The organism is Martelella sp. FLE1502 (genome assembly GCF_053484255.1).
The window spans coordinates 24345-44729 of record NZ_JBAKFQ010000019.1; the positions used below are offsets into that span (position 1 = coordinate 24345).

Here is a 20385-nt window from a genome sequence, read left to right on the forward strand (position 1 = left end):
TCCGTTTCCCCGTTTCATCAGGCGCCCGCCCGCCCGCCGAGACGGGCCTTGCGCGCTTGTGCCTGCGCTTCCTGAAATGCCTGCGGCTCCCAAAGCTGGAAGTGATCCGCCCGCCCCACAAATGTGACCTCCGTATCGATGCCGGTGAAATCGCGGATGAAGTCCGTGACCATCAACCGCCCCTCGGCATCGAGTTTCGCGAACACGCCGCCGCCATGGATCAGCAGCGACATGCTGTTTGCTTCCGCCGAGAACGGGTCTTCCTGATCGATCTGCCGCTCGAACCGGTCGAGTAGATCGGGACCGCCGATGCTGATTGCCGGGAAGACGAAATCCTGGAAGCAGTAGAGCTCCGTGATATTCCGCTCCGCCAGCACCGTGCGGAACACCGCAGGCACCGACACCCTTCCCTTGGCGTCGACCTTCTTGGTCGCGTTGGACAGAAACCGGTTCATTACGCGCTACTACCGACGTCTCTAGCAGTCCTTCGCAGACCGCCAACCCAAAGGAATACCCTGGAAAACCAAACCGCCCGACGGGCGAACTCAGCATGAAAAACAAACACTTAAAGCCATCGCGCCGCCCGGAAGCCGCATCCGCATCGGGCAGCGAATTTATGCTTAATGGGATAACATGGGCAGATTTGGGCGTCAATGGGATAAGCCGTTATTAACCGTGTCGACAGCGCTTTCGGAAAGGCTGATTCTATCAGCCCGCCCTTAACGAAAGCTTTCATCGCGGCATGCCAAACGGCGCGCCCAAGCGCCCGTTTTTGAATGAAAAAAGGAAATAACCAGTTGGCCTGTAAGCCGGGTTCTGTATGGCTTTGCGGTTGCCCGCAAAACGTGGCGGCCATTCATCTGGGACAGCGTTTGCACGCTGCCTCTCGCAACCCACCCGGATGACCGGCCTGGAAACAGGCTGGCGTCAAGCGCCGCGTCATCCCTATTCGGTTTTGCTCCCGGTGAGGTTTACCGTGCCGCCATGCGTTGCCGCTGGCGCGGTGGGCTTTTACCCCACCCTTTCACCCTTACCCGGCAAAAGCCGGGCGGTTTGCTTTCTGTGGCACTATCTCTGGGGTCGCCCCCGCCGGACTTTCTCCGGCACCGTGTTTCCGTGGAGCCCGGACTTTCCTCACCCTGCCGCCTTTCGGCATTGGCAAAGCGCGGCCGCCCGGCCAACTGGTCGGGCTTTCCTAGTGCGTTTTGGGATCGAAGGAAAGAGATTACGAAAACGACGGCGCGAAATCGACCGGGTAGTCCTCGCCCGCAAGCGTGCCCTTAGCCATCAGCACCGCGCCAAGCCGGCCGATCTCGTCCGAACTCTTGGCCGCCGCCCCGCAGCCGGCGGTCAGCACCGCGATCCGGGGCGATGGCGAGAAGCCGATCATCGGATAGCCGGACGGCGAATAGCTCGTGACGCAGGTGCCGGTTTCCGATTGCAGCACCTTCAGCTTCGGCATCAGATCGCAGATGATCCGGGTCAGGTGCTCGCGCGTGGCGTTATGCCCGGTCGAGCGGAACCAGTCGCGGATATCCGCCTCGCTTGAAAGCGGCACATCATCGGGATCGCCGCCGATCTTGATGTACCAGCGACCATCGGGGTAGCGGATCGGCGGCAGAAGATAGATGCCGTCCTCATCGAACTCCGCCTTGTAGATCAGGCTCGGCATGGCCGAAAGCGACCGGGCTTCTTCCTCGTCCACCTCGAAATAGGCGATGGTGCGGGCAAAGACGGTGAGGTCGATCTTCGCCGGCAGAAGCTTCTCGTTGATGGTGAAGCCGCCGGCGGCCACCAGCACCTTGTCGGCCGTCAGCGTCTCGCCGGCATCGGTGGCAACACTGACCCGCACGCCGCCATCGTTCACCTCGGTCACGGTCGCGGCGATCACCTCCGCGCCGGCCTTTCCGGCAAGCAGGGACTGCGCGGCCACAAGCCTTCGCGGCGAGATATAGCCCGCCCGGCGCGCTTCAAACACGCCCTCCGTTTTCGGCGCGAAGGCGAAGTAAGGGAATTTCTCCCGAAGCCCTGCCCCTTCGACAATTTCCGCCAATGCCCCGCATTGACCGGCGGCATCCATGATGGTTTCGACATAGCGCCCGCGCGAGCGGCCCGGCCCGACGATCAGCGCGCCGACCTCGCCGAAGAAATCGATGCCGCTGTCGCGCTCGATATCCCGGTAGCGGGCGATAGACCGGTTGGCGAGCCGCGCCCAGACCGGATTGCGGTCGATGGTGCGGGTAATGCGGCCCTCATCATAATGACTGGCGAAGACGCCGGTATGCGCGGCCTTGTCCGCCGGCTCATCCGGCCCGATGACGGCGACGCCCTCTTCCATGCCCGCAAGATGGCGCGCGGCAGCCGCGCCCATCAGCCCGCGACCGATGATGATTGTCCTGAAATGTCGTGTCATGACCCGCTCTCTGGAAACCTGCCGAAGCTTCACCGAGCATGGCCGTCAATGCAAGGGAAAGATTGGCGGAGGGTTCAAGCTATCGCTCAGGGCCCGGCCTCATAGAGCGTGAATTGCGTGTCGATCAGCGCTTCGGGCGGATCTTCGAGATTGGCCTCGTAGATCGGATCGATGACATAGTGCTTGAGCACGAAACTGCCCTTGTCGAGCGTCCAGCGCCCGGCGGAATAGGCATCGCCCAGTCCGCGCCACTTCTCGAAGGTGGAGATCGTGTTGGTCTCCGCATCGAATTCCGGATTGACCAGGATCGTGCCGGCCGAAAAGCCGGTGACCTCGGGATCGCGGACCAGCTTGGTATAGGTGTCGTCGCCGGGCTCGTAATCGACGGAATAAGCGGGCGTCGCGAAGGATACGATCTCGCCCTCTTCCGGAAACCCGTCCTCGCGGGCAAAGACATAGGCGACAGCCACGTTATAGGCGCCGATGCCGCAGGTGATCTGGTAGAGCCGCCCCTTCACATCCTCCACCGTCCCGTCATAGCGGGTCTCCGGCCATGACACGTCGAACGCCTGATCCTCAAGCCCGTCGAAGCGTTCGGCAAGATCGCTCTCGCACTGTCCGGGATGGGCGGCGACGACCATGGCTTTCGCGGTCGCAAGGCCGTCATCGGCGGCCAGGACAGGTCCGGCGGGGATGAAGGCTGCGGCCAGAAGCAGGCGGAGACGCGCGGCACTCATGTCAAGCCGCCCGCTGATCGCGCTCGATCGCCTCATAGGCCGCGTTGATGCGGGCCATGCGGTCATTCGCCGCGGCATGGAATTCCTTGGGCACGCCGCGTGCGATCAGCCGGTCGGGATGGTTTTCGGCCACCAGCGCGCGATAGCGGCTTCGGATGGTCTTGAAGTCATCATTGCGGGAGACGCCGAGCACGCCGTAGGGGTCGCGCTCGCCCATATCCATATGACGCGCGCAGATGGTCTGGAAACGAGCCTCGCTGATGCCGAAGATCTCGGCGACATGGGCCAGGAAATCCAGTTCCTTCTCGTGGATATTGCCGTCGGCCTTGGCGATATGGAACAGGCCGTCGATCACCTCTTCCAGCAGCGGGCAGCCCTCCTCGCCATCCGAGCACAGCCCCTTGAGCTTGCGTGCATAGGCATCGTAGCCGGCGATATCCTGACGGGCGAGATTATAGAGCCGGGCGACGTTGACGCGCTCTTCCTCCGGGATTTCGAAAATCTCGTGGAAGGCGGCAACCTCTTCCATGGTCACGAAGCCATCGGCCTTCGCCATCTTCGCCGAGAGCGCGATCAGCGAAACGGAAAACGCCACCTGGCGGCGGGTTTCGGGATCGCCCTCGAACAGCGTGCGCACGGCTTCGACCACGCCGGTCAGGACGTTGCCGGCGGACTGGCTGACGAAATGGACCAGTTTTTCCCAGAATGACATTCAACAGGCTCCCGGCGGTGCGACCCGCCTTCTCAAGAATCGCAAGATTGGACAAAAACGGCGACGCATGCAAGTCGAACCGAGCGGTTCAATCAGAAATTTTCCGTGATCGCACTGCGACATTTTCGTCCCGTCCCGCACGCGCTCCCGCACCGCGCCCGCCTTTTCCGATTGCCTGCCCGGCAAGCGGGTGGCTATAGACATGGGCAGGGACGCATGACCGGGAGACTTCGCGCCATGGAACGCAAGAATACATTCAACCTTGGCTATTTTCTGGTGGCCTTCCTGATCGTGATCGGGTTTCAGCTCTGGTTTACGTCGCGCGACGTCGCGCGGATCAGCTATTCCGACATGATCAACTATATCGAAAAGGGCCAGGTCCAGTCGGTGGCGATCGCCGAAAACACGATCGAGGGCAAGTTCAAGACGGCGGTGGACGGCAAGGAATATTTCGTCACCTACCGCGTGCCACAGGAACTGGCTGTCGACTTCGACAAGTACAAGGTGGATGTCACCGGCGTTCCCGACCATTCGCTTCTGACACAGATCCTCTCCTGGGTACTGCCGATCGTGATCTTCTTCGCGATCTGGGCCTGGTTCTTCCGCAAATTTGCCGAAAAGCAGGGGATGGGCCTTGGCGGCATGATGAATATCGGCAAGTCCAAGGCCAAGATCTATGTCGAGCGCGACACCGGCGTGACCTTTGACGATGTGGCCGGCGCCGACGAGGCCAAGCTCGAACTGAAGGAAGTCGTCTCCTTCCTCACCGAACGCGAGAAATACGGCCGGCTCGGCGCGCATATTCCGAAAGGACTGCTGCTGGTCGGCCCGCCCGGCACCGGCAAGACGCTGATCGCCAAGGCGGTCGCGGGCGAGGCCGGCGTCACCTTCTTCTCGATCTCCGGCTCGGAATTCGTCGAGATGTTCGTCGGCGTGGGGGCTGCGCGCGTGCGCGATCTGTTCAAGCAGGCCCGCGAGATGGCGCCCTGCATCATCTTCATCGATGAGCTCGACGCGCTGGGCCGCGCCCGCAATTCCTTCGGCATGGGCGGCAATGATGAGAAGGAGCAGACGCTGAACCAGCTTCTGGTGGAACTCGACGGCTTCGATCCCGCCGCCGGCATTGTCATCCTGGCCGCCACCAACCGGCCGGAAGTGCTCGACCCGGCGCTGACGCGGGCCGGCCGCTTCGACCGTCAGGTGGTGATGGACCGCCCGGATCGCACCGGCCGCGCCGCCATCCTCGCCGTTCACATGAAGAAAATCCGGCTTGCCGAAGATGTCGACGCCGGCCAGGTCGCGGCGTTGACGCCGGGCTTTTCCGGCGCCGATCTCGCCAACCTCGTCAACGAGGCCGCGATCTTCGCGACGAGGCGCGGCGGCGAGAAGGTGACGATGGAAGACTTCACCCAGGCCGTGGAGCGCATCGTCGCCGGGTCCGAACGGCGCGGAAGGCTGCTGAACCCGGACGAACGCGAACGCGTCGCCTTTCACGAAATGGGCCATGCGCTGGCCGCAGCCGCCCTGCCCAAGACCGATCCGGTGCACAAGATCTCGATCATCCCGCGCTCTATCGGCGCGCTCGGTTACACCATGCAGCGCCCGACCGAGGACCGCTTCCTGATCACCGCAGGCGAACTACGCGACCGCATGGTGGTGCTGCTTGCGGGCCGGGCGGCGGAAGACATCGTCTACGGCGAAATCTCCACCGGCGCCTCCGACGATCTCGCCCGCGTCACCGATATCGCCCGTCAATACGTCATGAGTTTCGGCATGGACCCGGATATCGGCCAGGCGGCGCTGGAACAGAAGCGCGCCCAATACATGCCCGAGGCCCCCGGCATGGGCGGCGCCAAGGATTATTCCGACGTCACCGCCCGCGAGATCGACCTCGCGATCCGCAAGCTGATCGACGAGGCTTATGAACGCGCCAAGGAAGTCCTCAACCAGCGCCGCAAGGACCTCGACGACGGCGCGCGCATGCTGCTGGAAAAGGAAACCATCACCCCCGACGACTTCCCGCCGCTGGTCCAGCAACCCCTGGCGCAGGCGCGGGTTCTGGGGTGAACGCCTACGTCGTGATCGCTGGTCACCTATCTACGGCAAGCAAAAAGAAACCTAGTTTACTCTGAAAGAGTTTCCAGTTGCATGCCAGCCGCGTCAAACCGATTTTATTGCTGAACGGGCTTTACACCCCGGCGCGGCTGACGCATCCATGTCGCGAAGTCGAAGCCAGGAAAGAGGTCCGATGTCCCAGCACAAAGTCGCCATGCTCACCGCCGGGGGGCTTGCCCCCTGCCTTTCCTCCGCCGTTGGCGGGCTGATCGAGCGCTATTCGGACATCGCGCCCGATACCCAGATCATCGCCTATCGCTCCGGCTATGCCGGGCTTCTGACGGGCGACAGCATGGCAATCACGCCGAATATCCGCCAGCAGGCCCATCTCCTGCACAAGTTCGGCGGCTCGCCGATCGGCAACAGCCGGGTGAAGCTCACCAACCGCAAGGATTGCGAGAAGCGCGGCCTGGTGCCGGAAGGCGCCGATCCGCTGCAGGTTGCCGCCGAGCAGCTGACGAAGGACGGAATCACCATTCTTCACACGATCGGCGGCGACGACACCAATACGACAGCGGCCGATCTCGCCGCCTATCTCAAGACCAACGGCTACGACCTGACCGTGGTCGGCCTGCCCAAGACGGTCGACAACGACGTCAAGCCAATCCGCCAGACGCTTGGCGCATGGACGGCGGCCGAATATGGCGCGGCCTTCTTCGACAATATCTCCAACGAGCAGAGCGCCGCGCCCCGCACCCTGATCATCCACGAGGTGATGGGCCGAAGCTGCGGCTGGCTGACGGCGGCGACCGCGCGCGCCTATCTCGACCGGATCAAATCGACCGAATTCGTGGACGGCATGCTGATGAACCGGGCGATGAAGATGATCGACGGCGTCTATCTGCCGGAAACCGCCTTCGACCTGGAACAGGAAGCGGACCGCCTGAAGCAGGTGATGGACGAAAATGGCACGATTTCGCTGTTCGTTTCCGAGGGTGCCTGCCTCGACGCCATCGTCGCCGAGCGCGAGGCTTCCGGAGCATCGATCGCCCGCGACGCCTTCGGCCACGTCAAGCTCGACACCATCAATGTCGGCGACTGGTTCGCCAAACAATTCGCCTCCCTGCTCGGCGCCGAGCGCGCAATGGTGCAGAAATCCGGCTATTATGCCCGTTCGGCCCCGGCCAACAATGATGATCTGAGGCTGATTCACTCGATGGTCGATCTCGCCGTGGAAAGCGCGCTCGACGGCGTTTCGGGCGTGACCGGCCATGATGTGGAACGCAGCGGTCAGTTGCGCACCATCGAATTCGACCGGATCAAGGGCGGCGGCAGCTTCGATATCGAAACGCCGTGGTTCATTGCCGCAATGGAGGAAATCGGTCAGGAAATCGCCCCCGCCGATTGACCTTTTCCGCCGCGAGGTTTTTTATAATCATTGCGGATGGAGGAATGCCCTTGAGTACCGGTATCGCGGCGGCATACGCCGCGCTCGTTTTCCTGCTCTTCTCTCTGCCTTCGGGTCGAATGCTGGATTTCGCCGACAGGCGCTATCAGCGCGGGCTAAAGGCCCTGCCGGCGGTCGGCCTCGGCATCCTGCTCGCCCGCGCCATCTTTTTCGGCATCGGCCTGGCGGCGGCCATGACCTTTGTGCACGTGATGCCGAGCGGCATGGCGCTTGCGCGGATCGTCGCCTGCGTGGTGATCGTCATCGCGGTGGTGAAGGGTTTTTCCGGCCTCAAACGCCCCTTCCCCGGCGCCGACAACGACAACATCGCCAAGCCGCAGCCCTTGCGGAGCATCTGGCAGGGGATGCGCTGTCGCGACGGCGCGGCCCGGGAAACGGCGCTGGCCGCTGCGGTGCTGGTGCTGTTCATCGGCGCATCGACTGCCACGCTCGAAACGGCAAAGATGCTCGCGGTCGCCCATCTGGCGGCAAGCGTATCGGCGCTTCTGGTTTACGCCGCCTTCGCACGTCCGGTCCTTGCCCGGCTCAACCAACGCCAGGAAACGGCCCGGCGCGAGCGCGTCGCCCGGCTGCTGCGCTCCGGCCTGCCGCGGGTCTCTGCCCGCTTCCGCAACAAGGACGCTGCCTGAAGCGCCGGATTGTGGATCAGCCCCTCATCGTCATCAAAGCGTAGCACAACCGCGTTAGCGCTTCTGTGAGACGCGGCGCGTGACGGAGGGCGAAAAGCTATGAGCGCAGTCGAATACGGCAGAGGCAAAACCGCGCGGCTCAAATCGGCGCTGCTGCAGCACAAGGCCTTCAGCCGGGAAGGCATTTCTGAACGGCTCTTCGGGCTTCTGTTTTCCGGCCTCGTCTATCCGCAGATCTGGGAAGACCCGGATGTCGACATCGCCGCGATGGAGCTCGGTCCGGGCCATCGCGTTGTCACCATCGGCTCGGGCGGCTGCAATGTGCTCGCCTATCTCAGCCGCGGCCCCGAACATATCGACGTCGTCGATCTCAACACCCATCATATCGCGCTCAACCGGCTGAAGCTCGCCGCCTTCCGGCACCTGCCCGACCAAGAGGCGGTGCTGCGCCTGTTCGGCAATGGCGAGAAAGGCAGCGCGCGCGACTACGAAACCCACATCGCGCCGCATCTCGATGCCGAAACCCGGCGCTACTGGGAAGGCCGCGACGGCCTTGGCCGCAAGCGCATCTCGGTGTTCGAGCGCAATATCTACCGGACCGGCCTGCTCGGCAATTTCATCGGCGCCGGTCATCTCGTCGCGCGCCTTCACGGCGTCGATATCACCGAATTGACGCAGACGCGCTCCATGCGCGAACAGCGCCGGTTCTTCGACGAGCGGATCGCGCCGCTCTTCGACAAGCCGCTGATCCGCTGGACCACGGCCCGGAAATCATCGCTGTTCGGCCTCGGCATTCCGCCGCGGCAGTATGAGGAGCTGGCGAAATCGAGCGAGACCGGCACGCTCGCCCCGGTGCTGCGGCAAAGGCTGGAAAAGCTCGCCTGCCAGTTCCCGCTCCACGAGAACTACTTCGCCTGGCAGGCCTTCGCCCGCCGCTACCCGGACGACGGCCCGATGCCGACCTATCTGCAGGCGGCAGCGTTCCCGGCCATCCGCGCCAATGCCGAGCGCGCGACGGTCCATCACGCGAACTTCACCGAGCTGCTTGCGGGAAAACCCGCCGAAAGCGTGGACCGCTATGTCCTACTCGACGCGCAGGACTGGATGAACGATGCGCAGATCAACGCGCTGTGGAGCGAAATCACCCGGACCGCGCGGCCCGGCGCGCGGGTGATCTTCCGCACCGCCGGTGAGAAGAGCATCATCGAAGGCCGGCTTGGCGCGGAAACCGCCGGGCAATGGAGCTATCTCGCGCAGACCTCGCGCGAACTCGGCATGCTCGACCGTTCGGCGATCTATGGCGGTTTCCACATTTACGAGAAAAAGCGGAATGTCTGACGTCCCGGCGCGCGACCATGCCGCTGCCATGGACGCGATGTACCGCTACCAGCGGCATGTCTACGACCTCACGCGGAAATACTACCTGTTCGGTCGCGACAGGCTGATCGCCGACCTCAATTGCGCGCCCGACGACACGCTGCTGGAAATCGCCTGCGGCACCGGCCGCAATCTCGTCAGCATTGCAAAGCGCTACCCCGGCGTTCGGCTTTACGGCCTCGATATATCGGAGCAGATGCTGGTCTCGGCGCGCGCAAAGTTCGCGAATGCCGTCAGCCCGCCCGTACTCGTCGCCGCCGACGCCTGCGACTTCACGCCGGCCGCGTTGGGCGAGACCGGCTTCGACCGCATCGTCATCTCCTATGGCCTTTCGATGATCCCCGACTGGCAGCAGGCCGTGAAACTCGCAAGACGCGCCCTTAATCCCGGCGGCTCGCTTCACATCGTCGATTTCGGCCAGCAGGAAGGACTGCCTGCCTGGTTCCGCGCAGGCCTCCTAGCCTGGCTCGCGAAATTTCACGTGACGCCGCGCGCCGATATGGTGGCCGTGCTTGAGGCCGAGGCGATCGATGCCGAACTTGAGTTCGAAACCATCGGGCGCGGCTATGCCTGGCACGTCATCCTTCGCGCATAAGCAACAATTTCAGTTTTTAATGAAAGCTTAGGTGGTCTAGGCTAGCGTGCGAACCGATTTGACGGGTCCCATGCGGGCCGAAAGTTTCTGAGGAGACGTCTATGCTTTCAAAATCGATCCGGGCGGTTGTCGTTGCCGCCGGACTGACATCACTTTTCGCCGGCCCCGTTGCCGCCCAGCAATGCGGCGGCGATTTCGGCAGCTTCCTGAGCGGGGTCAAGGCCGAGGCCGTCCAGCGCGGGCTTTCGCCGCAGGCAGCCGACGCCGTGCTTTCGGGCGCATCGGTCAGCCAAAGCGTGTTGAACCGCGACCGCGCACAGGGCGTCTTCAAGCAGACCTTCCTCGAATTTTCGCAGCGCACCGCCAGCAATTCGCGTCTGCAGACCGGCAAGAAGAAGATGCAGCAATATGCCAGCACCTTTGACCGCGCCCGCCGCGAATTCGGCGTTCCCGCCGGCGTTCTCACCGCCTTCTGGGCGATGGAGACCGATTTCGGCGCCGTGCAGGGCGACTTCAACACCCGCGATGCGCTGGTGACGCTGTCCTATGACTGCCGCCGCCCGGAAATCTTCCGTCCGCAGCTTATCGCGCTGATCGAGATGACCCAGCATGGCGATTTCGATCCGGCGACCGAAACCGGCGCCTGGGCCGGCGAGCTCGGTCAGGTGCAGATGCTGCCGGAGGATATCATCCGCTTCGGCGTTGATGGCGATGGCGATGGCCATGTCCGCGTCAAGAAGAGCTCCCCCGACGCGCTTCTGACCGCCGCGAACTATATCCGCAGCCTCGGCTGGCGTCCGGGCGAACCCTGGATCCAGGAAGTGGTGCTGCCGCAGAACCTGCCCTGGGACAAGACCGGCTTCGGCGGCGGGCTGACCGCCGGCCAGTGGTTCAAGCTCGGCGTGCAGCCGCGCGACGGCAATACCCGGTTCTCCAACCTGCAGACCGCTTTGCTGATGCCGCAGGGCCGCTTCGGTCCGGCCTTCCTCGCCTATCCGAATTTCAACGTCTATCTGGAATGGAACCAGTCCTTCATCTACACGACCTCGGTCGCCTTCTTCGCGACCCGATTCGAGGGCGCGCCCGCTTATAATGCCGGCAATCCCGAACGCGGCCTGAGCGACAGCCAGATGAAGCGTCTCCAGCGCGTGCTTGCGCAAAAAGGCTACGACGTCGGCGATATCGACGGCATTCTCGGCGCCGGCACCCGCAACGCCGTGCGCGCCGAACAGCTCCGCCTCGGCATGCCCGCCGACGGCTGGCCGACCGTCCAGTTCATGCAGCAACTGATGTAAGGTTGCAGGCAGACAAACACGAAAAAGCCGCGCCGGAGCAAATCCGGCGCGGCTTTTTTATGCGGCTTCAATGGAGCGTCAGTCGATATCCTCGACGCCCTCGCTATTGCCCTCGATGCGGTGGGCGAGCGCTGCTTCCATGAAGGGCGTCAGCGCGCCGTCGAGAACGTCCGACGGCGACGTGCTTTCAACGCCGGTGCGCAAGTCCTTGACGAGCTGATAGGGCTGCAGCACGTAGGAGCGGATCTGGTGGCCCCAGCCGATATCGGTCTTGGAGGCTGCTTCCTGATTGGCCGCGTCCTCGCGCTTCTGCAGTTCGGCCTCGTAGAGGCGGGCGCGCAGCATGTCCCACGCCTTGGCGCGGTTCTTGTGCTGGGAGCGCTCCTGCTGGCACTGCACCACGATCCCGGTCGGGATATGGGTGATGCGGACGGCCGAGTCGGTGGTGTTGACGTGCTGGCCGCCGGCGCCGGAGGAGCGATAGGTATCGATCCGGCAATCGCTTTCGTTGATGTCGATCTCGATCGAATCATCGACCACGGGATAGACCCAGACGGAAGAGAACGAGGTGTGGCGGCGCGCATTGCTGTCATAGGGCGAAATCCGCACCAGACGGTGCACGCCGGATTCGGTCTTCAGCCAGCCATAGGCGTTGTGGCCCTTGACGTGGATGGTCGCGGACTTGATGCCGGCCTCTTCGCCGTCATGAACTTCCAGCACCTCGACCTTGTAGCCCTGACGCTCGGCCCAGCGGGTGTACATGCGCAGAAGCATGTTGGCCCAGTCCTGGCTTTCCGTGCCGCCCGCGCCGGAATGGACTTCGAGATAGGTGTCGTTGCCGTCGGCCTCGCCGGAAAGCATGGCCTCGACCTGACGACGCTCGACATCGGCGAGCATCTTGCGCAGGCCCTGTTCGGCATCGCGCACGACGTCCTCGTCGCCCTCTTCCTCGCCGAGCTCGATCAGTTCGATATTGTCGGAAAGCTCGTTTTCGACCCGGCGCACGGCGGAAATACCGTCTTCGAGAAGCTGGCGCTCGCGCATCAGTTTCTGCGCTTCAGCGGCATCATTCCAGATATTGGGGTCTTCAGCCTTGTTGTTCAGCCAGTCCAGCCGTTTGATTGCCTGATCCCAGTCAAAGATGCCTCCTCAGCAGGCCAACACCCTGCTTGATATCGTCGACAATACCTTCGATTTCCGCGCGCATGATACTCTCTGTCGTTCCTGAAAATCCGTTTGGCCGGTGAATAAGCGGGCGGCGGGCGGATGTAAACCCCGCCGCCGCCTCAATAGAGGCCGCTGGAACCGGTGGAGATCGCCTTCTGGGCCTGCGGGGATTCACGCAGGATCTGCTCGGGCGACTTGTAGCTGCTCATGTCGATCACGTCGAAGGCTTCCGCCGGGCCGGAACCGGGCTTGAACGCCTCCATGATGACATTGGGGCCGGAGCCCGACGCCCGCATGCCGGTCGAACGGTTGACCGCGATATTGGTCATGCCTTCCGGCTCGATGAAGTTTTCCTTGGGCAGCGTCTTCAGCGCGTTGGTCATGAACTCGTTGAAGATCGGGGCCGCGAGCCCGCCGCCGGTGCCATGACGGCCAAGCGTGGCGGGCTGGTCGAAACCGATATAGAGGCCGGCCACGAGATTGGGCGTGAAGCCAACAAACCAGGCATCCTTCTCGTCATTGGTGGTGCCGGTCTTGCCGGCGACCGGGCGGTCGAGCTTGACCGCGCTTGCCGCCGTTCCGCGCTGCACCACGCCTTCCATCATCGAGGTGATCTGGTAGGAGGTCATCGGGTCCAGCACCTGCTGGCGGGCGTCCACCAGGATCGGTTCGCCCTGCCCGCTCCAGACCGGCGCGTTGCAGTTTTCGCACTCGCGCTCCTCATGCTTGAAGATGGTCTTGCCGTAACGGTCCTGGATACGGTCGATCAGCGTCGGGTTGACCTGCTTGCCGCCATTGGCGATCACCGCATAGGCCGAAACCAGCCGCATCACCGTCGTCTCGCCGGAGCCAAGCGACATGGCGAGCACCGGGTCCATGTGATCGTAGATGCCGAAGCGCTCGGCATAATCGGCGACCGTTTCCATGCCAAGGTCGTTGGCAAGGCGCACCGTCATCAGGTTCTTCGATTTCTCGATGCCGGTGCGCAGCGTCTGCGGCCCGGAGAAGTCGCCGGAATAGTTCTGCGGCTTCCAAATCTCGCCGCCCGATTCGAACTCCACCGGCGCATCCATGACCACGGAGGCCGGCGTATAGCCATTGTCGAGCGCCGCGGCATAGACGAACGGCTTGAACGAGGAGCCCGGCTGGCGCATCGCCTGGGTGGCGCGGTTGAACTGGCTCTTGGCAAAGGAGAAACCGCCGACCATGGCAAGCACGCGGCCCGTTTCCGGGTCCATGGCCACGAGGCCGCCCTGCACCTTCGGCACCTGGCGAAGGCGGTAATTATTCCCCTCGCCCGTCGGCTGGACATAGACCACATCGCCCGGCGACAGCACGCCTTCGGGACTGGTGGCGTTCTTCTTGCCCTTTTCGAGGAAGCGATAGGCCCATTTCATGTCGGCGGCGGGGATGAAGCCGGTATCGCGCGCCTCGGCCACCCGACCGGCGGCATCGAGCGGCGGACGCAGGCCGATCTCGGCGCCATCCGCGCTGACGTTCAGCACGACCGCGATCTGCCAGTCCCGCACGTCCCAGAGCGGCGTCATCTTCGCGAGCACCGGGCCCCAGTCCTCGGCGGTCGAGATCTGATCGATCGGCCCGCGATAGCCGGCGGCCTCGTCGTACTTGATCAGCCCGTCGCGCAGCGCTTCCTGGGCATAAAGCTGCATCTGCGGATCAAGCGAGGTGCGCACCGAAAGGCCGCCTTCGTAAAGCATCTCCTCGCCATACTCGTCCTTCAGTTCGCGGCGCACGGCCTCGGCGAAATACTCATCGCCGACAACGGGCTGGTTCTGATAGCCGGAAACGACGCCAAGCGGCTCGGCACGGGCGAGGTCAGCCTCCGCGGCGGTGATATAGCCGTTTTCCTCCATGCGGCTGATCACCCAGTTGCGACGCTCGATCGCGGCATCGGGATGGCGATAGGGATCGTAGTTGGCGGGCCCCTTCAGAACCGCAGCGAGATAGGCGCTTTCGGCAATCGTCAGGTCCGAGACCGGCTTGTCGAAATAGGTCAGCGCGGCATCGGCGATGCCGAAGGCGTTGCGGCCGAAATAGACCTCGTTCAGGTAGAGTTCGAGGATCGTGTCCTTGGAATAGGCCTGCTCGATGCGGAAGGAGAGGATCGCTTCCTTGACCTTGCGCTCATAGGTCTGGTCCGAGGACAGAAGGAAGTTCTTGGCAACCTGCTGGGTAATTGTCGAGGCGCCGACGGGACGGCGGCCGGTGCCCATATTCTTCACGTTGGTGAACACCGCGCGGGCCAGACCGACGACATCAATGCCGGGATGGGTGTAGAAATTCTTGTCTTCCGCCGAAAGGAAAGCGCCGCGCACCCGCATCGGAATGGCATCGATCGGCAGGAACAGGCGACGCTCATGGGCATATTCGGCCATCAGCTCGCCATTGCCGGCATAGACGCGGGTCGTCACCGGCGGGGTATACTGCGCAAGCACCTCGTAGTCCGGAAGGTCCTTCGCCACATTGCCGAGATAGATCCCGATGCCGACGGCAACGACCAGGAAAAGCGCGCAAGCGAGGCCGAAGAGATATCCGATGAACTTGATCACAGTCACGTGTTTTTCATACCTTGTCCTGAACGCGGCGCCGGTGACGCAGCCTTCGCCGCGCCCCGAGTTTCCGGCAGGCTTTGCAGATGCTTTCCCGCATCGCCCCGCCTTCGCCGCCGTCGATTTATCGCAGATATCGCCCGCTGGCCCGAATTAAAATACCCCGTCATCCTTTTTACAACGAATGTGCGCTTTTTGCGACGACAGCTTTGATAAACCTCTCTTTATCGTCCGAACGGCCTATGGCATGGCCGACACCATCGGGCTGCGATAGCGCGTTACCGCATCGACCAGCCTGCCGACGAGCTTGTCGCGCCAGACCGGATCGAGCATGCGCTTCTCATCCTCGGGGTTGGACAGGAATCCGATCTCAAGCAGGATTGATGGAATATCCGGCGCTCTCAAGACCATGAATCCTGCATAGCGGTGCGGGTTGTTGATCAGGCTGATCTGGCCCTCGAAGGAGGCGACAACCTGATCCGCGAGCGAAATCGAAAAGCTCTGGGTCTCGCGCCGCGTCAGATCCAGCAGGATGTCGGTCACCTCCTCCGGCTCGACCGAGGCCTCGATCCCCATGATCTCGTTGGAAAGGTTTTCGCGCTTGGCGAGCGCCGCCGCCAGACGGTCGGAGGCCCGGTCGGAGAGCGTGTAGACAGTCGCGCCCGAAATATCCGGCTGGTTGAGCGAATCGGCATGCAGCGAAATGAACAGGTCCGCGCCATGCTGGCGGGCCAGTTCGACGCGTCTGGTGAGCGACAGATATATGTCTTCGTCGCGCGTCAGATAGGAATCATAGCCGGGCACCGCCTGCAGCTTGCGGGCGAATGCGCGGGCGAAATCGAGGGTGATGTCCTTTTCCAGCGTGCGGGTATCCTCGCCGATCGCGCCGGTGTCTATGCCGCCATGGCCGGCATCGATGGCGACAACGAAACTGTCGTCCTCCTCCGGCGTGGCAACATCCTGCCGGGCAAAGGTTGTGGCAGGCGTTTCCTGCCGGCCGGCGAGAAGCTTTTCGAAGACCGCTTCGTCAGCGATCGCAAGGTCGATCACCAGACGGAAGCCGGCGTCGCCTTCCTCGCGCACTTCCGCAAGCGTCATTTGGATCGGCTCGCGCGCCGAGAGCACGATGCGCGACTGGCCGGGCCCGGTGACGCCGTAGCGGATATCGCTGATCAGGCCGCGCGCGCCGACCGCGTCATCGGAAAAACCGAATGCGGTGGCGGGCAGCGTGATCACCAGCCGCGCCGGGTCTTTCAGGTAGTGATAGCTGAATTCGGGCTCGCGATCGAAATCCACCACCAGCCGGGCCCGCGCATCATCGCCGACAAGCAGGGCGTTGTAGGCGATCAACGGCGCGGCGGCATCCTCGTCGGACGCAAGCGCCGGAGCGGATGGCGAAAGCGCGCACGCCAAAGCGAGAACGACAAACAAAGGTCGAAGCACCAGCATCGTCAATCGTGCAAAAACAAGGCTTTGCTGCCTTCCCCTCATGCCACCTCTCACCGGACTTTCCGTGCGAACCCGCTTTCGCCTTCAAGGCCTCCCGTTTAAGGCCAGACGCATGGCAAAAACGTGACGCTTTGCGAAACATATCGACCTTCGCCACAACCTTGCGTCGTAATAAAGCAGATTCGGCAATTTCTCAAATATTACCGTGGATTGGATTTTTCTTGCTATTGCATCAACGAATACATACTAATGTGGCTCAGGTGGACATTTATGACGGGACAATTGCGCGCGAGGGCAGCCGGTCTTTCCACGATTGGCGCCACATGAAGCGATTGAGCGTCCGCCGTCGTTCCACTCAACGGACAGTATTTCCTGGCCGGCATACGCTACTCACAAAAGCGTTGCGGCTTAAGGGTCAATGCTTCCAGGGCTTTCCCGGAAGCGATTTCATCGCCCCGAATTCGGGGTTAGGCAATGTTTGTTTCGACTGGCTATATATGAGAACGAAGCGTCAAATTCTTCCATCGGCCCGCGCCCCCTTCGAGGGCGCCGGACTGATTCGAGAAGCAGCCGCCCGCGTTTCGTTGCGACGGTCGGACATTATTTCATCCGGCGTTTACGCTGGCGACCAATTCCGGACAAGGGCAGCGACCCGCTCCGAAGCCGCCAGCCATGCGCGCCGAGGAGCTCATCTTAAATGGCAGATAAAATGCTTATTGACGCGTCTCACGAAGAAGAGACACGCGTCGTTGTCGTCCGCGGAAATCGTATAGAGGAGTTCGATTTCGAATCGCAGCACAAGAAACAGCTGCGCGGCAATATTTACCTTGCGAAGGTCACGCGGGTGGAGCCCTCTCTCCAGGCCGCCTTTGTCGATTATGGCGGCAACCGCCACGGCTTCCTCGCCTTCTCGGAAATTCACCCCGACTACTACCAGATCCCGCTCGCCGATCGCGAAGCGCTGCTGCGCGAAGTCTCCGACAGCGATGACGACGACGATACCGACAGCGCGCTATCGCAGCCGTCGGAAGCCTCCGAAAAGGCCGCCGCCGAGGGCGAGAGCAAGCCGAAGCCCCGCACCCGCCGTGGCCGCGCCAAGTCCTCCAAGGCCAAATCCGAGGACGCTAAGGCCGAAGAGGCCAAGCCGCAGGACGCCAAACCGGACGAAAGCGCCGAGCCCAAGGCCGAAGCGACCGCCGACAGCGACACCGCTGAAAAGGCCGATGCGGCGGAAGCCGACGTCAAGACGGCGGACGCCGATGCGGCAACCGCCGAGACCGACGACGAAGCCGCCAAGAAGCCGAAGCCGCGCCGTCGCCGCAAGCCTGCGGCGAAGAAGGACGCCAAGGCCAGCGACGAGGCCGAGAAGCCCGCTGAAGCCGAAGCCTCCTCAAACGACGGCTCCTCCGAAGACGACTCTTCCAACGACGGCAAAGGCCCGACGCATATGGCCGCCGAGGTCGATGCCGACACGGTTTCCGAAGACGTGGACGATGACGACGACAGCGTCGAATCCGTCGGCGCCGAGGACGCCATGGAGGAGGTGCCGGAATACAACCACCGCAAGGCGCGCAAGCAGTACCGCATCCAGGAAGTGATCAAGCGCCGCCAGATCCTGCTGGTGCAGGTCGCCAAGGAAGAACGCGGCAACAAGGGCGCGGCGCTGACCACCTATCTGTCGCTTGCCGGCCGCTATTCGGTGCTGATGCCGAACACCGCGCGCGGCGGCGGCATTTCCCGCAAGATCACCAATCCGGCCGACCGCAAGCGGCTGAAGGATGTCGCCAAGGACCTCGAAGTGCCGCAGGGCATGGGCGTGATCCTGCGCACCGCCGGCGCCAATCGCACCAAGGCCGAAGTCAAGCGCGACTTCGAATATCTGATGCGGCTTTGGGAAAATGTGCGCACCAAGACGCTGACATCGACGGCCCCCTGCCTCGTCTATGAGGAAGGCAGCCTGATCAAGCGCTCGATCCGCGACCTTTACAACAAGGATATCAGCGAGATCATCGTTTCCGGCGAAAACGGCTATCGTGAAGCGAAAGACTTCATGAAGATGCTGATGCCGAGCCACGCCAAGGTGGTGCAGCGCTATCGCGACGTCCACCCGATCTATTCGCGCTCCGGTATCGAAGCCCAGCTCGACCGCATGCTGCAGCCGCAGGTGACGCTGAAATCCGGCGGCTACCTGATCATCAACCAGACCGAGGCGCTGGTCGCCGTCGACGTCAACTCCGGCCGCTCCACCCGCGAGCACTCGATCGAGGATACCGCGCTTCAGACCAACCTCGAGGCGGCGGAAGAAGTGGCGCGCCAGCTTCGCCTGCGCGACCTTGCCGGTCTCGTGGTCATCGACTTCATCGACATGGAAGAAAAGCGCAACAACCGCGCCGTCGAGAAGAAGCTCAAGGACTGCCTGAAACACGACCGGGCGCGCATTCAGGTCGGACGCATCTCGCATTTCGGCCTTCTGGAAATGTCGCGCCAGCGCATCCGCGCTTCGGTGCTGGAATCCACGACCCAGGTCTGCAGCCATTGCGGCGGCACCGGCCATGTGCTTTCGCAGTCCTCCGTCGGGCTGCACGTGCTGCGCGGCGTCGAGGAATATCTGCTGAAGAACACCACGCACAACATCACCGTGCGGACCACGCCCGAAAACGCGCTCTATCTGCTCAACCAGAAGCGCAACACGATCGTGGATTACGAGGCCCGTTTCGGCGTCGAGATCATCATCAAGGCCGACGCCACGCTGACGACCAGCCATTTCGAGATCGATCGCGGCGAGCCCGTGGAGACGCCGGTCAAGATCGAAACCCTGCTCGATTTCCCCGATGAGCCGGAAGACGACATCGTCGAAGAGGTCAACGAAACCGAAGACGACGACAAGCCCGAGGCAAGCGCCGACGACGACAATGGCCGCTCGCGCCGCAAGCGCCGCCGCCGCCGTGGCCGCAACGGCCAGCAGAACGATGAGGGCGACAACGAACAGACCGCCGAGGCGAGCGGCGATGACAACCAGTCATCGGCCGGTGACGACGGCGACCAGGGCTCCGACAAGCCGCGTCGCAAGCGCCGTCGCGGCAAACGCGGCGGACGCCGCAACCGCAGCGACGAAAATGGGCAGCAGACAGCCGACGGCAACAACGCCGACGCGGCGGAAACATCGGTTGAAGGTCAGTCTGACAACGACCAGGCGGATGATGCGGGCAAGGCCCAGCCGACCGAAGAGGTCGCTGCTGAAGCGGTAGCCTCCAATACGGTCAGCGACGCGCCGGCCACAGAGGCCGAAGCGGAGCAGACCGCATCCGACCAGCCGTCCGAGGTCACCGAGGACGAGGCGATGGCCGAGATCGAAGGCCGCAAGCCGCGCCGTCGCCGCAAGCCCAAGCGCGCAGAGAGCGAAGCGCCGGTTGAGCAGGCAGACGCGGAAACGGCCAAGGAAGCCGTCGAGCAATCTCCTGCCGAGCCGGCCGGCGAAACCGAAGTCGAGGAAGATGCGACCGTCGAAGCAGCCGCCGATCTCGACGACGAGGCGGCTGCCGCTCCTGCCGTGGAAGAAGCCGCAGCAGAAGACGCCCCCAAGCGCTCCAACCGCGCCTCCAACGTCAGCCATTCCGCGCCGGTGGTAACCTCCGACGGCGCAAAGGCTGAAAACGACGACGAGGAAGCCAAGCCGAAACGCGGCTGGTGGAACCGCCGCGGCTTCTTCTGAGCCGGTTGACATGAATGAACAAGAGGCCGCCGTTTGCAAAAAACGGCGGCCCTTTTTGTTTTGGACCCTTAACCCAGGGTCTCTCCGCATAGCCTCCCAATCTTCTCGCCCCGCCGGGGGGAGATGTCGCGACAGCGACAGTGAGGGGGGAGTCTATCCCCTCGAACGCTCTCACGATTTGAAACGCTGAACCACCCTCACTGCCC

At 62.9% G+C, this 20385-nt stretch carries 14 protein-coding genes and 1 other RNA gene; 7 read left to right on the forward strand and 8 right to left on the reverse strand.

What is annotated here, in order from left to right; translation table 11 throughout:
- Positions 1-17: 17 nt before the first annotated feature.
- The 5 genes from mraZ to V6767_RS15820 form a co-directional block, all read right to left on the reverse strand.
- Positions 18-455: a division/cell wall cluster transcriptional repressor MraZ gene (gene mraZ / locus V6767_RS15800; RefSeq protein ID WP_018063609.1), complete on the reverse strand. Its 438-nt coding sequence runs from the start codon at positions 453-455 to the stop codon at positions 18-20.
- Positions 456-789: 334 nt separating this feature from the next.
- Positions 790-1185: RNase P RNA component class A (rnpB, locus tag V6767_RS15805), an RNA gene on the reverse strand.
- Positions 1186-1225: 40 nt separating this feature from the next.
- Entirely contained in the window at positions 1226-2413 is a 1188-nt protein-coding gene (locus V6767_RS15810) for an NAD(P)/FAD-dependent oxidoreductase (protein ID WP_448474363.1), read from the reverse strand.
- An 86-nt stretch (positions 2414-2499) separates the two neighbouring features.
- Complete coding sequence (locus V6767_RS15815) at positions 2500-3150, reverse strand: DUF1176 domain-containing protein (protein ID WP_448474364.1); 651 nt, start codon at positions 3148-3150, stop codon at positions 2500-2502.
- A 1-nt stretch (position 3151) separates the two neighbouring features.
- Positions 3152-3862, reverse strand: a complete 711-nt coding sequence (locus tag V6767_RS15820) for a TerB family tellurite resistance protein (RefSeq protein ID WP_448474365.1) — start codon at positions 3860-3862, stop codon at positions 3152-3154.
- A 237-nt stretch (positions 3863-4099) separates the two neighbouring features.
- On the opposite strand from V6767_RS15820, the gene ftsH reads away from it, so the two are divergent.
- The 6 genes from ftsH (at position 4100) to V6767_RS15850 (ending at position 11281) form a co-directional block, all read left to right on the forward strand.
- On the forward strand, positions 4100-5929 hold the full coding sequence (gene ftsH / locus V6767_RS15825; protein ID WP_448474366.1) for an ATP-dependent zinc metalloprotease FtsH: 1830 nt from the start codon (positions 4100-4102) through the stop codon (positions 5927-5929).
- Positions 5930-6110: 181 nt separating this feature from the next.
- Positions 6111-7325: a pyrophosphate--fructose-6-phosphate 1-phosphotransferase gene (locus V6767_RS15830; RefSeq protein ID WP_448474367.1), complete on the forward strand. Its 1215-nt coding sequence runs from the start codon at positions 6111-6113 to the stop codon at positions 7323-7325.
- Between the two features lie 50 nt (positions 7326-7375).
- Positions 7376-8014, forward strand: a complete 639-nt coding sequence (locus tag V6767_RS15835) for a hypothetical protein (RefSeq protein ID WP_448474368.1) — start codon at positions 7376-7378, stop codon at positions 8012-8014.
- Between the two features lie 99 nt (positions 8015-8113).
- Positions 8114-9352, forward strand: coding sequence for a DUF3419 family protein (locus V6767_RS15840; RefSeq protein ID WP_448474369.1), 1239 nt, complete (start codon positions 8114-8116; stop codon positions 9350-9352).
- Positions 9345-9986, forward strand: a complete 642-nt coding sequence (locus tag V6767_RS15845; protein ID WP_448474370.1) for a class I SAM-dependent methyltransferase — start codon at positions 9345-9347, stop codon at positions 9984-9986. The genes V6767_RS15840 and V6767_RS15845 overlap by 8 nt, the downstream gene beginning before the upstream one ends.
- 101 nt (positions 9987-10087) lie before the next feature.
- Positions 10088-11281, forward strand: coding sequence for a lytic murein transglycosylase (locus V6767_RS15850; RefSeq protein WP_448474371.1), 1194 nt, complete (start codon positions 10088-10090; stop codon positions 11279-11281).
- A 78-nt stretch (positions 11282-11359) separates the two neighbouring features.
- Here the strand turns inward: V6767_RS15850 and prfB are convergent.
- From prfB to V6767_RS15865, 3 genes are all read right to left on the reverse strand, one after another.
- Positions 11360-12488, reverse strand: a protein-coding gene (gene prfB / locus V6767_RS15855) for a peptide chain release factor 2 (RefSeq protein WP_448469372.1) whose coding sequence is annotated in 2 segments (ribosomal slippage) — positions 11360-12418 and positions 12420-12488 — 1128 coding nt in all. Because the reading frame shifts where the segments join, the coding sequence is not laid out codon by codon here.
- 79 nt (positions 12489-12567) lie between these two features.
- The gene (locus tag V6767_RS15860) at positions 12568-15018 is read right to left on the reverse strand and encodes a penicillin-binding protein 1A (protein WP_448474404.1); all 2451 of its coding nucleotides are present in this window, start codon (positions 15016-15018) and stop codon (positions 12568-12570) included.
- 240 nt (positions 15019-15258) lie between these two features.
- Complete coding sequence (locus V6767_RS15865) at positions 15259-16467, reverse strand: N-acetylmuramoyl-L-alanine amidase (protein ID WP_448474372.1); 1209 nt, start codon at positions 16465-16467, stop codon at positions 15259-15261.
- A 697-nt stretch (positions 16468-17164) separates the two neighbouring features.
- Here V6767_RS15865 and V6767_RS15870 point away from each other — a divergent pair.
- A complete protein-coding gene (locus V6767_RS15870; RefSeq protein WP_448474373.1) occupies positions 17165-20179 on the forward strand; it encodes an Rne/Rng family ribonuclease in 3015 nt (1004 codons plus the stop codon).
- The last annotated feature ends 206 nt before the right edge of the window (positions 20180-20385 follow it).

Coding starts and splice junctions, on each gene's coding strand:
- mraZ (WP_018063609.1), bottom strand. CDS start 455: ATGAACCGGTTTCTGTCCAACGCGACCAAGAAGGTCGACGCCAAGGGA.
- V6767_RS15810 (WP_448474363.1), bottom strand. CDS start 2,413: ATGACACGACATTTCAGGACAATCATCATCGGTCGCGGGCTGATGGGC.
- V6767_RS15815 (WP_448474364.1), bottom strand. CDS start 3,150: ATGAGTGCCGCGCGTCTCCGCCTGCTTCTGGCCGCAGCCTTCATCCCC.
- V6767_RS15820 (WP_448474365.1), bottom strand. CDS start 3,862: ATGTCATTCTGGGAAAAACTGGTCCATTTCGTCAGCCAGTCCGCCGGC.
- ftsH (WP_448474366.1), top strand. CDS start 4,100: ATGGAACGCAAGAATACATTCAACCTTGGCTATTTTCTGGTGGCCTTC.
- V6767_RS15830 (WP_448474367.1), top strand. CDS start 6,111: ATGTCCCAGCACAAAGTCGCCATGCTCACCGCCGGGGGGCTTGCCCCC.
- V6767_RS15840 (WP_448474369.1), top strand. CDS start 8,114: ATGAGCGCAGTCGAATACGGCAGAGGCAAAACCGCGCGGCTCAAATCG.
- V6767_RS15845 (WP_448474370.1), top strand. CDS start 9,345: ATGTCTGACGTCCCGGCGCGCGACCATGCCGCTGCCATGGACGCGATG.
- V6767_RS15850 (WP_448474371.1), top strand. CDS start 10,088: ATGCTTTCAAAATCGATCCGGGCGGTTGTCGTTGCCGCCGGACTGACA.
- V6767_RS15865 (WP_448474372.1), bottom strand. CDS start 16,467: ATGCTGGTGCTTCGACCTTTGTTTGTCGTTCTCGCTTTGGCGTGCGCG.
- V6767_RS15870 (WP_448474373.1), top strand. CDS start 17,165: ATGGCAGATAAAATGCTTATTGACGCGTCTCACGAAGAAGAGACACGC.